This window comes from Pleomorphochaeta caudata (assembly GCF_055395745.1).
On sequence record NZ_AP042458.1, the window covers coordinates 2333003 to 2347281 of the forward strand.

The window sequence follows — 14279 nt, forward strand, 5'->3', positions numbered from 1 at the left end:
GCACCTAAAGCTAGGCTTTAAGTGCAGTTTAAAATCATCTTAATTCAATGCATCTAAAGCGCCTTGAGCGTTTTCTTTTGTATAAATGTCTACACCAGCATCAACATACTTATCAATTGTTTTACCACCAACTGCTTCCATTGCATATTTAACAGCTAAGTAACCCATATTTTCAGGTCTTTGAGCTATTGTTGAATACAATTCACCAGCTAAAATTGATTCTAGAGCAGATTTATTTCCATCAACACCCATGATCTTTGCATCAACGCCAGCTTGTTTTGTTGCTCTAACAGCACCAAGAGCCATTTCGTCATTTGCACAGAATACGATATCAATATCACTACTTGTTTGAAGAACGTTTTGCATTACGTTATAAGCTTTTTCTCTGTCACTATAACCAGGTTGTCTAGAAATAATATTGTAACCAGCTGCTTCAAATGCTTGTTGAGCACCATCAGCTCTTGTTGTACATGTAGGATTTCCTGGAGCACCTTCGATTAAAACAACATTAACGTCTTTTTTACCGTTCATAGAAGCGATTAAACTTTCAGCACCTTGGATACCAGCTTGGAAATTTTCTGTTCCAACATATGAATCATAGTTTGTAAAACCTTCAGGCATTGGAGTATCAACTAATACTACAGGAACACCCATATCTTTTGCTTTATTTACAACATTAACAGCTGTTGAAGGTTGAGATGGAGAGAATACTAATGCTACAGGATTCTGTGTCAAAGCATCTTCTACCATATTGATTTGTTGTTCAACTGCATCTTCAGTTGGAGGTCCTAATTTAATTAAATTAATACCTAACTCTGCTGCTGCATCATCACAACCAGATTCTACTCTCTTCCAATATTCACTACTTAATGTTTTTAAAACAACTGCTACAGTTTGTTTTCCGTCATCAGCTTTTTTCTCTCCAGCACCATTTGCAAATACTTGTACAGGAACTAGCATTAATACTAATGCAAACACCATTAAAACTTTACCTAATTTTTTCATTTCACTCCTCCTTATTGTTTTGAAATGTTAAATTTATTTTTAATTTTTTATTTTTTAATTTTTGAAGATTGGTTTCTTAATACATCTAAGTAAACAGCTAAGATAATAACTACACCAATTGCTACTGTTTGATATGCTGAATCAACATTTAATAAGTTTAATCCATTTCTCAAAACAGCGATTATTAATACACCAATGATTGTATTTTGAATTTGACCAACACCACCTGCAAAACTAGCACCACCAATGATAACGGATGCAATGGCATCTGTTTCATAGTCTTTACCAGCTAGAGGGTATGCTGCGTTTACTCTACCTACTAATACGATACCTGCAAGTGCTGCAAAGAAACCACTTAAGGAATAAACAATTAATAAAACTTTATTAACATTAATACCACTTAATCTAGTTGCTTCTTTGTTACCACCAACAGCATAAATATATCTACCTGTTGCAGTTCTATTCATAAATATGTACATACATACATAAACTATTACTACTAAAATTACACTTACTGGAAGAATTCCAAAACTACTACTTCCGATAAATTGAATTGAAGGTGCAAATCCTGATATTGGCATTGCATTAGTTACGGCTAAAGCTAAACCAGCACCAATCATCTTTGTACCAATTGTTGAAATAAATGGATGAGGTAATTTAAATTTAGTTAATAAAAATCCATTAAAGAATCCAAATGCTGCACCAACTGCTAAAGCTAATACCATTGCTAATATTGGGTTTAATTGTAAATTAACAGCAAATATACCAAGCATCATTATAGAAAAAGCTAAAATTGATCCAATGGATAAATCGATACCAGCTGTTAATATTGCTAAAAACTCACCAATTGCGATAATTGCATTAACGGTCGCTTGCGATAAAACATTCTTTAGATTTGCAATTGTTATAAATCTTGGAGCTAATATTGTTATTACTATACATAATACAATAAGGCTCATTATAATTCCTGTTGCACTATTGCGCTTATTCATTTTCTTTATGAATTTAATAAATGCATTATTATTTGTCGCAGTTTCTTTCATCACTTTCTCCTACAATCTCACACTTTTGTTTGTTTTTATACTTTGGTTAATTGCATCTGCAATTTTTATAGCTTTAACGCCATCAATAGCGCTAACACTAGGTTTTATATCATTAATAATGTTTTCAATAAAAATATTTACTTCATTAAAATATGATTCTTCAAATCGATCTAAAAATCCTGATATAGTTCTAACACTTTTTGAATTTGGTGTTTTATAAATTGTATCTTCAGCTTGTAATCTTCCAATTTCTACAGCACCATGTTCACAGACAACTTCAGTTCTAATATCATAGCCATATGCACTATTTCTACTAGTTTCCACTAAAGCCATTTTTCCATTTTCAAAAACAATAGAAATATTTACATGATCTATATCACCAATTTCCCTTAATTGTTCAAATCTTACTACTCCACCATGGGCAAAAACTTCTTTAACTTCACTGTCCATAAGCCATCTACATAAATCAATATCATGGATTGCCATATCGTTTACCAAGCCACCACTATTTTTTGCAAATTCCATTGGAGGACACTCTGGGTCTCTAGAAATTGCTAATAATGAAACAGGTTTTCCAATTTCACCACTATCAATCTTTTGTTTTGCTTTTACATAAGGAGTATCAAATCTTCTCATAAAGCCTAATTGAAGATAACCGTCTTTTCCTTCAACGATATTTTGAACTTCAATAGCTTGTTCTAAACTAACAGCTAAAGGCTTTTCACAAAAAACTTTTTTATCTGCATTGATACAATCAATTACTGTTTGAGCATGGGTGCTTGTTGAGGATGCAACAATAACTGCTTCAATTGATTTATCTAATAGCATTTCTTTATAATCTAAATAGCCTTTTACATTAGGAAATTTTTCTACAAAACTGTTTAGAGCTTTTTCACTTACATCAGATACAGCTACTAAATCAGCATCAAAAATCCTTGTTTGTAAATTTGTTGCATGTCTTGAACCAAGTCTACCCAATCCAATAACAGCTACTTTTACCTTTCTCATTTTTATATTATCTCCCCTCATTCATCAATTTTAATTCCAGAAGCTGCATACATAATCTTTTCTTGAGTAAAATCAGGCCTCATTATTTCACCCATTTTTTCTCCTTCATGCATTACAACAATCCTATCAGAAATACCCATACACTCATCCATTTCACTACTAACCATAATTACTGCAGCACCATGATCAAGCAACTCATTGATTAAGTTATACACTTCAATTTTTGCTCCAACATCGATACCTCTAGTTGGTTCATCAATAATGAATATTTTTGCTTTAGATATTAACCATTTTGCTAAAACTACTTTTTGTTGATTACCCCCTGATAAAGCACCAGCGAGAGTATGAACATGAGGAACTTTAATTCTAAGATTTTTTACAAGTCTCTCACTTTCTTCATTCATTTTTTGTAAATTAATAAAACCTTTTTGTTTAAATGATTTTAAAGTAACTAATGTTGTATTAAATTCTACAGATTGTAATAAGATTAAACCTTGGCCTTTTCTATCTTCAGTTAAGAAAGCAATACCATTTTCGATTGAATCTTTTGGATTATTAATCTTAACGGGTTTACCATCAATTAAGATTTCTCCAGAATCTAAAGGATCAGCGCCTGTTAGAGCTCTCATTACTTCAGTTCTACCGGCACCAACAAGACCTGCAAAACCTAAAATCTCACCTGTTCTAACTGAAAAACTTACATCATTGAAATAACCTTTTCTTGTTAAATTTTTTACTTCTAAAACTTTTTCACCAATTTTAAATTCTTTTTTAGGATATTTTTGCTTAATATCATGACCAACCATGTATGAAACCATATCATCAACTGTTGTATCTTTTACATTTGCTCCATCAATTACAACCTGACCATCTCTTAAAACTGTTAAGGTATCACAAGCATATTGGACTTCTTCAAGTCTGTGAGAAATATAAATCATTGTTACACCCTTTTCTTTGAGCTTAGCAATTATTTTAAATAACTCTTTAGTTTCTTTTTCACTTAAAGCAGCTGTTGGTTCATCCATTATTAATAATTTAGAATTTGCATGTGCAGCTTTACAAATTTCGACCATTTGTCTAGTACCAACACCTAACAAACCTAATTGAGTATGAGGATTAATATCTAATTCAAATTCTCTTAAAACATCTTTTGTTTCTTTTTCCATTGTCTTAAGATCTAAAAAACCATTTTTTTTATATAATTCTCTTCCTAGAAAAATATTTTCCATAACACTCATATATGGAACTTGATTTAATTCTTGATAAATACAAGCAATTTTTAAATTCATTGCTTCATGAGGTAAAAAATATTCATATTCATTATTATCATAAATTATTTTTCCACTATTAGGTTTATGAGCACCGGCTAAAGTTTTTATTAATGTTGATTTCCCTGCGCCATTTTCACCGATGAGTCCATGAACTTCCCCTCGTTTTACATTCATACTTACATTATCTAATGCTACAACACCTGGATAAATTTTTGTAATACCAGATAGCTCTAGAATGTTTTCTGTATTATTCACAAAAGCCTCCTACTCGAACGAAAATATCTATTCGTCATTTGCAAACGTTTTCATATTTATATCCTAAAATCGGAAATTAACATCAGTCAAGGAAAATAAAAAAATATTATATTATCGATATAGTTATGTCTATAACAGTTTATCGATTAAGCCATTTTTGTATACAAAATTCAAATTTATAAAACTCTTTAAATTTAAAAACAAATAAAAAAACCATCTAAAAAGATGGCTTAACTTATATAAATAAAAATTCTAACTAGAATCTCTTTCTATCAAAACAGGTTGTATACTAATTTTCTTTCGCATTTGGCTATTAGCATTATCATACTCTTTATTTATTTGAGCAAATAGCTTTTCAAGTGAAAAATAAGCTAATTCTTCACGTGGTTGGTGAATCGTTGTTAAGGATGGATTTGAATATTCACTAAATTCACTATTATCATAACCTACTAATGCTATGTCATTTGGTATATTTATTTTATTATTTTTTAGTGCTCTCATAGCACCAAGAGCTATTAAATCGTTTAAACCAAATAAAGCAGTAGTTTTCAATATTGAATCTAAATTATCTTCACAACATTTTTTACCACCCCAATAATCTAAAGGAGAGTATAGTTTATTTATTGTACCACCATTTTTTAATACTTCATCGCAGAACCCTACTTCTCTTAAATAGAACTCTTTATGATAGTCTTTTACAGCAATAACACTAAAGTTTTTATGGCCTTTATTTAATAGATGTTTAGCAACAATCTGTCCTCCAACATAGTGATCTGTGTATATAATATCAAAATTATCTATTTTTTTAGTAGGTGGATAGTGAACAAATACTGCAGGGACTTGTCTACTATTTATAAATGAAATAGTTTCAGTTGTTGGATCTTCTATAAGTAATATTAAACCATCAATTTTCTTTCTATTAACTAATCGAATTATATTATTTTGTTTTGTAAAGTGATTAGTTTGGTATGTGATTATTAAATCAACATCCCTTTTTTCCAAACTATTTCTTAATGAATTTAATAATAATCCATGGTATGCATTAACATTTACTTGGGAGAACCCTTCAGGTAAAACAATTCCAACTGCATTAGCCTTACTTGTAATCAAACCTCTAGCATTAGCGTTAAATTCAAAATCTAATTCTTTGGCTATTTGATTTACTCTTTCCTTAGTTTTTTCTGAAACTAAGGGACTATCATTTAAACAACGTGAAACAGTGGAATAACTAACCCCAGCAATAGCTGCAATATCTTTGATTGTAATGTTATTAGGCATATTACCTCTCTAAAACTCTATATATTATATTATGATATTACTTTTAAATATATATCAAGTAAAAATATTAATTAAAATCATCTATTAAATTTTGCTCTATTTTATATTATTGTATACAAAATTCTTTTTTCAATAATTATTTTTTATTTGTAAATTAATAAAAATTAACATATTAAACACTATACATAAATTAAGTTTTTTATTACAAACGTTTGAAATTTTTGCGGAAAAATTGATTTGCAAAAAAAAGTTGCTCTAAATTCATAGAGCAACAATAAGTAAATATATGTAAATTGAGGGGGTATATATTTTAAAATTATTTAACGACTTTTGTACCTTCATCTCCATGAAGAGCATTATATAAATTAGCTGGATCAGTTATTAATCCCATGTTACCAGTGCTTTCAACAAAGTCAACAATAGCTTGTACTTTTGGAAGCATTGAACCTGGTGCAAAATGACCTTCATCAATATATTCTTTTGCTTCTTTTGTAGTAATAGTGTCTAAAGTTTTTTGATTTGGTTTACCGTAGTTTAAGCAAACTTTTTCAACAGCAGTTGAAATAACAAATAAATCAGCTCCTAATTGTTTTGCCATTAATGCAGCAGCTAAATCTTTATCAATTACAGCTTCCTTACCTACTAAAGTTCCATCTTCATTTCTTACAACTGGGATACCACCACCACCAGCAGCAATTACAGTAATACCATTATCACCTAAGATTTTTACTGTATCAATTTCAACAATTGATTGTGGTTTAGGAGATGGTACAACACGTCTCCAACCTCTACCAGCATCTTCTTTACAAATCCAACCATTTTTTTCCATTCTTTCTTTTGCAACTTCTTCACTCATAAAGCTACCAATTGGTTTGGAAGGACTATTAAATGATGGATCATCGTTAGATACTTCAACTTGAGTAACTATAGTTGCAACTTTATTTTTTAATCCAACTTTTTCAAATTCATTATCTAATGCCATTTGTAATTGATAACCAATTGCACCTTGTGTATCTGCAACACAAGAATCTAATGGTACAGCATGTAAAATATCAGTAGAATGTTCTGCTCTTAATAAAATAAAACCAACTTGTGGTCCATTACCATGAGCTATTACAACTTTATGTCCATCTTGAACTAATTTTGCAATATGTTCAGCAGTCTTTCTTGCTGCTTCATATTGTGATTTAACAGTTACATGTTTTGAATCTTCAATTAAAGAGTTTCCTCCAATTGCGATTACTATTAATTTACTATCCATCATTTCCTCCATAATGCTTATAAAACTCACTCATTATTTGTTATTTGTAATTTTTTATGTCTGTATAATACCATAAATGCAACAAAATGCAACACTTTTTTATACTATTTTTAAAAAATATTTTTTTTATCATTACATGAAAATGCATTCATACTTTTCTTGACTTATTATAGACTTTTCGCTATCTTTAAGTTAAACGAAGTTAACAAATTTCATAAGGAAGGATTACTATGACTACAACTCTTAATACAAAAGGTATGATGTGTATAAATTGCGAAAATAAAGTGAAAAATGGATTATTAAAACTTGATCATGTAAAAAGTGTTGAAGCTGATGCACAAAGTGGAAAAGTTACAATTGAAAGTGATGATGATTTTAATATAGAAGATGCAAAAACCCTTATCTATGATATTGGTTATGATGTAATATAAAAAATAAAGATATAATTATGGATAAAAAAACTCACAGTGAAGTAATAGTTGGCGGCATGGAATGTGCCGCTTGTAGTGCTGCTGTAGAAAGAGCACTAAAGAGAATGGATGGTGTTGATAATGCAAGTGTTAATCTTGCAAGTGAAACAGCAACTATCGATTATGATGCAACAAAAGTAAATGATGAAAAAATCAAAGCAACTATAGAAAAAGCTGGTTACAGTATTGTTGATAAAGAAGAAGATATTGAAGAGGAAAAATCAAAAACTCATTCAACTCGAAAAATACTCTTAATTATATCAATTGTTCTAACTTCAATTTTGATGGTTATAGCTATGGGGCCTATGTTTGGACTAAAAATACCTAAACTACCCTTTGTACAAATGGTTTTAGCTTTTTTAGTTATGCTATGTGGATATCATTTTTTTACAAAAGGCTTTAAAACTCTTTTCCATTTACAACCAAATATGGATTCTCTTGTAGCAATAGCTACTAGTGCAAGTTTTATATTCAGCACTGTAAGTATTTTTACAAATTCTCCATTATATTTTGATGGTGTTGCTATGATTATTACTCTAGTAAAACTTGGAAAATATTTAGAATTTGGATCAAAAGAAAAAACTAAAGATGCAATTAAATCTCTAATGAAATTAACTCCTGAAACAGCAACTGTTATTAGAAATGGTTTAGAATCTGTTATTAATATTAAAAGAGTTGTTGTTGGTGATATTATTTTAATTAAACCTGGTGAAAAATTACCAGTTGATGGTGTTATTATTGAAGGTAAAACTGCTATTGATGAATCTATGCTCAGCGGAGAAAGTGTTGCTGTGTATAAAGAAACTGGTGATAAAGTTTATGCAGCTACAATTAATACCACAGGAGCTATAACTTATAAAGCAACTGAAGTTGGAAATGATACTGCTCTTGCAAATATAATAAAACTTGTTAAACAAGCTCAAGGCTCAAAAGCACCAATTGCTAGAGTTGCAGACCAAGTTTCTGGCATTTTTGTTCCAATTGTTCTACTAATTTCTATAGCAACATTTGTTATCTGGTACTTACTTTCTAAAGACATTGGATACTCTTTATCAAAGAGTGTAAGTGTATTAGTTATTGCTTGTCCTTGTTCATTAGGATTAGCAACTCCAATTGCAATTATGGTTGCAAGTGGAAAAGGCGCAAAACTTGGAATTTTATTTAGAGATGCTAAAGAACTAGAAGTATTACAAAAAGTAAATCATTTCATGTTTGATAAAACAGGTACTTTAACCAAAGGTGAATTACAACTTTATTCAATTATCACATTTGATAACTATGACAAAGATGAAGCATTAAAAATAGCTGCTTCTATGGAAAATAATAGTGAACACCCTATTTCTAAAGCAATTGTAAATAAAGCAAAAGAATCAAATTTAGAATTATTAAAATGTGAAGAATTTAACGTTGTAATGGGACAAGGTGTTGTTTCAACTATTAATTCTAAAAACTATAAAATTGGTAATGATAAATTAATTAAAAATATTGATTCAATTCAAAACGAAGAAAATATAAATTTACAAAAAGATGGTTTTACAACTTTATTCTTAGAAGAAGATGGTAAAATAATTGCTCTATTTGGAGTAAAAGATACTATCAGAAATGAAAGTTATGAATTAATTCAATATCTAAATGATAATAATATTAAATCGACTTTATTAACTGGTGATAATGAGAATACAGCAAAATCTCTTGCAAATGAATTAAAAATTAATGAATATAAAGCTGCTTTATTACCAGATGAAAAAGAAGCTTTTATTAAATCTAAAAAAACTGAGAATACAATGACAGCTATGATTGGGGATGGAATTAATGATGCTCCAGCTCTAAGTAGTGCTGATATTGGAATTGCAGTTGCTAAAGCTAGTGATGTAGCTAAAGAAAGTGCCTCAATTGTTTTGATAAATGGATCACTAAAAGATGTAATAACTGCTAGAAGATTATCTAAAGCTACTATGAGAAATATTAAACAAAATTTATTCTGGGCATTCTTCTATAATACAGTTAGTATTCCTATTGCAGCAGGTTTATTTGTGAAATTTAACTTACAACTAACCCCTGCACTTGCAGCTCTCTGTATGAGTTTCAGCTCCCTTTTTGTAGTAACTAATGCTCTAAGGTTAAACCGCTTTAAATAAAATAATAAATTATTTTGAGTCTATTGTTTTTTAAACCTATTCATGATATTAATTAAAAAATATTTTTAGGAGATTAACAATGGACTCAAGTGAAAAAGAATATTTTTTATTTGCTCTATTTATAACCTCAATGGTACTTGTTAATACTATAGGGACTAAAATAATAAATTTATTTAATATTCGAGTTTCAGTTGGCATTTTCTTTATGCCAATTCTTTTTCTAGTTACAGATATTGTTGGAGAAGTAAAAGGGAAAAAAAGAGCTTTATTTTTTGTTAGAGTTTCTATAATAATGTTAATTTTCTTATTTTTAATGGTGAGTTTATGTGTTGCTATTGAGCCTCATTCAAGTTACCATTTAAACACAGAATATAAAGATATTTTTGAATCGACATTAAGAATGACTCTTGCGTCCTTGATTAGCTTTATGTTTAGTCAAAATATTGATATATTGATATTCTCTTTTATTAAAAGGTTAACTAAAGAAAAACATCTTTGGATTAGAAATAATATTTCTACTATGGTTAGTCAGTTTTTTGATACTACAATATTTATGTTCATTGCATTTTATAACATAAATCCAAAATATAATGTTACATTTATTTTTTCATTAATAATACCATATTGGATTTTTAAAATTATATTTGCATTAATAGATACCCCATTTTGTTACTTAGGTGTAAAATGGTTAAAAAAAGATTAAAAAAACTCTATCCTCAAAGTTTTTTTTTGATTACCTTATAGTATATAGATACAAATTTTTGGAGGAAATATGAAAGATATAGATCTATTGGATGAAGAAAGAAATCTTCCTTCAAACCTTTTTATATTACCAGTTGGACCTGTACCTGTTTTCCCAGGACTTTTAACTCATTTAATGTTTACTGAAACACAGGACATTGATGTTATTAATAAAGCAATTAAGCATGGTGGAATGATTGGTCTTCTACTATCTAAAGATAATAAAAGCGACACAGTTGAGGAAGAAGATTCTTTATATACTGTAGGTACAATTGCGAAGATTATAAAACAAATAAAACTACCTGATGGTGGTGTTCATGTATTTATTTCTACAATAAAAAGATTTGGCGTCACTTCGTTTTTAAACAGTGGTAAATATCTTATTGCAGAAGTTGAATATCTTGAAGATGAAGATTATGACAAAGATGAATTAATACCTTGGGCTAGACAATTATTTACTGAAATAAAAAAACTCGCTGATCAGGATCCAATGCTTAATGAGCAATTAAAACTCAATATGATTAATATTGAAGAACCTGGTAAATTAGCTGACTTTTTAATTTCTAATTTAGAAATTTCTGGTATTGAACAACAAGAATTACTAGAATGTTTAGATATAAGAGAAAGAATTGAAAAATTACTTATTCATATAAAAAATGAACAAGAGATTTCAAGAATTCAAAAAAGCATTCTATTTAAAGTAAATAAAAAAGTTGAAAAACAACAAAGAGAATATTTCTTAAGACAAGAATTAAAAACCATTCAAATGGAACTAGGTATGGCTAGTGACCCTAAAATGGCATTAATTGCAAAAATGGAACAACAGATCAAAGAAGTTGAGCAATATTTTAATGATGAAGTTCGTGAAAAAGTTTTTGATGAACTTGAAAAATTAAAAGGCATTGAAATGATTGTTCCGGATTTTAATGTTACTAGAAATTATATTGAAAACATATTAAAACTTCCTTGGAAACCAAGTGAAGATAAAGCCATATCGATTGCATCTGCAAGAAAAATATTAAATAGAGACCATTATGGCATGTTTGATGTAAAAGATAGAATATTAGAATATTTGGCAATTAGAGCTCTTAAAAAAGATAACAAGGGAGCCATCATTTGTTTTGTTGGTGCACCTGGTGTTGGTAAGACAAGTATTGGTAAATCAATTGCTACTGCATTAAATAAAGAATATTTTAGATTTTCTGTTGGTGGTATGAAAGATGAAAGTGAAATAAAAGGACATAGAAGAACTTATGTTGGAGCTATTCCTGGAAAAATCATTAAAGGCTTACAAACTTGTAAAACTAATAATCCTCTTTTCTTAATTGATGAAATTGATAAGATGGGGCAATCCTTCCAAGGAGATCCAGCATCAGCTTTATTAGAAGTATTAGATCCTGAACAAAACTTCTCATTTAGAGATAACTATTTGGATTTACCTTTTGATTTATCAAATGTATTATTCATTGCTACTGCTAATAGTATTAATGGAATCCCTGGTCCCCTACTAGATAGAATGGAATTAATTGAAGTTGGTGGATATACTTCCGATGAAAAAGTAATGATTGGTAAAAAATATCTTGTTCCTAAATCTCTTAAAAAAATGGGATTAGAAAAAGATGACATTATTTATTCTTCAAAAATATTAAAACAGATAGCTGAAGAGTATTCTAGAGAAGCTGGTGTTAGAAATTTTGAAAAGAATTTAAATAAAATAAACAGAAAATTTGCAATGAAAATTGTAGAAAATAGTGATATTGAGAGACCAATCAAAGTTTCAGAAAAAGATGTTATTGATTTCTTAGGTATACCATATTTTACAAGCGACAATATAATTGTTGCAAATAAACCAGGTATGGCTATTGGTTTAGCTTGGACTGCAATGGGTGGCGACACTCTTGCAATTGAATCTCAAGCTGCAAAAGGAAATGGTAAACTTCAATTAACTGGCCAATTAGGTGATGTTATGAAGGAAAGTATTAATATTGCTTATACTTACTTAAAGTGTAATGTAAAGAAATATAGATTGAGTATAGAATATTTTAATAATTATGATATTCACATCCATGTACCAGAAGGTGCAATTAAAAAAGATGGTCCAAGTGCAGGTGTTACTATGACCACTGCTATATATTCTTTAGTTACAAATCAAGTAATTAAACCAAGACTTGCTATGACTGGTGAATTATCTCTTATGGGTAAAGTAATGCCAATCGGTGGCTTAAAAGAAAAAGTTCTTGCTGCTAAGAGAAATAAGATTAAAGAAATTATAATTCCTAAGCAAAACAAGAAAGATTTGGACAAATTAGATGAAAAAGTAACTAAGGGTATAGAATTCCATTTGGTAGATGATGTATCTCAAGTACTAGAAATTGCATTCCCTAATGACAAAGAAGCAAAGAGACCTGTTGTAGAAAAACCTGAAAGCAATAATGAACAAACAAAGCTTATAAGTGAAGCTGTTTCAACTGCTATTAAGGAGGCTTTACGTGGTTGAGTTATTAAGTCCAGCAGGAGACATTAGAAAATTAAAAACTGCATTTGCCTTTGGGGCAGATGCAGCTTATATGGGATTACCAAAGTTTTCACTTAGAGCTAATGCAAAAAATATAAACATTAACCAAAAAGAAGAACTTTTTAAAATTAAACAACAATATAATAAAAAACTATATTGTACACTTAATATAATATTCCATGAAGGTCAATTAGAAGATTTAAGAGCACAAGCTAGAGAATTAAAATCTTGGCCATTTGATGCCTATATTGTAACTGATGTTGGTGCTATGGATATCATTAAAACTGAAATTCCTGAAGCTGAGGTGCATTTATCTACACAAGCTAGCTGTATTAACTCAGCTGCAGCTAAAGTATATAGCAGATTAGGGTTTTCTAGAATTATTCTTGGAAGAGAAGCCTCAATTGATGATATAAAAAGAATTAAAGATGCAGCTCCTGAATTAGAATTAGAAACCTTTGTACATGGTGCTATGTGCATGGCTTATTCTGGTAGATGCATTCTATCGTCATTTTTTTCTAATAGAAGTGCTAACCAAGGAGATTGTGCTCACTCTTGTAGATGGAATTATCGATTAATGGCTAATAATGAGCTAGAAAAAGTATTAAAAAGTGAAACTTTAGCTTTAGAAGAATACGAGAGACCTAATGAGTATTATCCTATTAGCGAAGAAGATGGGTTTACAACTATATTAAGCAGTAAAGATTTGTGCATGATTGATCATGTTAATGAATTAATTGATGCTGGAGTTAATAGTTTAAAAATCGAAGGGAGAATGAAAAGTCTTTACTACGATGCTGTTGTTACTAGAGCATATAGAAAAGCTATTGATAATGATCCTTTACTTCCTGAATATAGAAAAGATTTATTTAATATAAGTCATAGAAAATATTCAACTGGATTCTTTTTCAATGATAAAGAAAAAGATAATATTAGTGATCCAACTACTGATGGCTATGAGAGAAACTATTTATTTATTGGTATAATTAATAAAGAGGTCAAAGAAGGTATTTGGGATTTAGATGTTAGATTCCAAGTTAAACAAGGACAAACTATTGAATATATTGGTAAAGATATCTTAAATATCGAAGATAGTGATTATACATTATTAAATAGTGACTTTGAAGAAGTTTCTCAAATAGATCATGGTAAAGTCCAATATTTAAAAACTAATAAGCCTGTCAAAGAAGGTTATATTATTAGAAGATTAAATAACGGTGAAATCAAATCAACTAGAGAATTAAATTCACAAAGAACTTAATAATAAGGGGTAACAATTTTAGTTACCCTTTTA

General features: G+C 29.4%; 11 protein-coding genes. 5 read left to right on the forward strand and 6 right to left on the reverse strand.

The window, feature by feature from the left end; genetic code table 11:
* Positions 1-39 precede the first annotated feature (39 nt).
* The 6 genes from ACZ5RS_RS10770 to arcC all read right to left on the reverse strand — a co-directional run bounded on the left by ACZ5RS_RS10770 (position 40) and on the right by arcC (position 7121).
* A complete protein-coding gene (locus tag ACZ5RS_RS10770) occupies positions 40-1005 on the reverse strand; it encodes a sugar ABC transporter substrate-binding protein (protein WP_464635283.1) in 966 nt (321 codons plus the stop codon).
* Positions 1006-1052: 47 nt separating this feature from the next.
* Complete coding sequence (locus ACZ5RS_RS10775; protein WP_464635285.1) at positions 1053-2048, reverse strand: ABC transporter permease; 996 nt, start codon at positions 2046-2048, stop codon at positions 1053-1055.
* Between the two features lie 9 nt (positions 2049-2057).
* The gene (iolG, locus tag ACZ5RS_RS10780; RefSeq protein WP_464635287.1) at positions 2058-3056 is read right to left on the reverse strand and encodes an inositol 2-dehydrogenase; all 999 of its coding nucleotides are present in this window, start codon (positions 3054-3056) and stop codon (positions 2058-2060) included.
* Positions 3057-3073: 17 nt separating this feature from the next.
* Positions 3074-4582: a sugar ABC transporter ATP-binding protein gene (locus ACZ5RS_RS10785; protein WP_464635289.1), complete on the reverse strand. Its 1509-nt coding sequence runs from the start codon at positions 4580-4582 to the stop codon at positions 3074-3076.
* 252 nt (positions 4583-4834) lie between these two features.
* The gene (locus tag ACZ5RS_RS10790) at positions 4835-5860 is read right to left on the reverse strand and encodes a LacI family DNA-binding transcriptional regulator (RefSeq protein WP_464635291.1); all 1026 of its coding nucleotides are present in this window, start codon (positions 5858-5860) and stop codon (positions 4835-4837) included.
* Positions 5861-6176: 316 nt separating this feature from the next.
* Positions 6177-7121, reverse strand: coding sequence for a carbamate kinase (arcC, locus tag ACZ5RS_RS10795; protein WP_464635292.1), 945 nt, complete (start codon positions 7119-7121; stop codon positions 6177-6179).
* 230 nt (positions 7122-7351) lie between these two features.
* On the opposite strand from arcC, the gene ACZ5RS_RS10800 reads away from it, so the two are divergent.
* From ACZ5RS_RS10800 to ACZ5RS_RS10820, 5 genes are all read left to right on the forward strand, one after another.
* Positions 7352-7552, forward strand: coding sequence for a heavy-metal-associated domain-containing protein (locus tag ACZ5RS_RS10800; protein ID WP_464635294.1), 201 nt, complete (start codon positions 7352-7354; stop codon positions 7550-7552).
* Between the two features lie 17 nt (positions 7553-7569).
* Positions 7570-9729, forward strand: a complete 2160-nt coding sequence (locus ACZ5RS_RS10805) for a heavy metal translocating P-type ATPase (protein ID WP_464635296.1) — start codon at positions 7570-7572, stop codon at positions 9727-9729.
* Between the two features lie 79 nt (positions 9730-9808).
* Entirely contained in the window at positions 9809-10432 is a 624-nt protein-coding gene (locus ACZ5RS_RS10810) for a queuosine precursor transporter (RefSeq protein ID WP_464635298.1), read from the forward strand.
* A 69-nt stretch (positions 10433-10501) separates the two neighbouring features.
* Complete coding sequence (gene lon, locus ACZ5RS_RS10815; RefSeq protein ID WP_464635300.1) at positions 10502-12967, forward strand: endopeptidase La; 2466 nt, start codon at positions 10502-10504, stop codon at positions 12965-12967.
* Positions 12960-14246 (forward strand): U32 family peptidase C-terminal domain-containing protein, encoded by a 1287-nt coding sequence (locus ACZ5RS_RS10820; protein ID WP_464635302.1) that lies wholly within the window; start codon positions 12960-12962, stop codon positions 14244-14246. Before lon ends, ACZ5RS_RS10820 begins: the two co-directional genes overlap by 8 nt.
* The last annotated feature ends 33 nt before the right edge of the window (positions 14247-14279 follow it).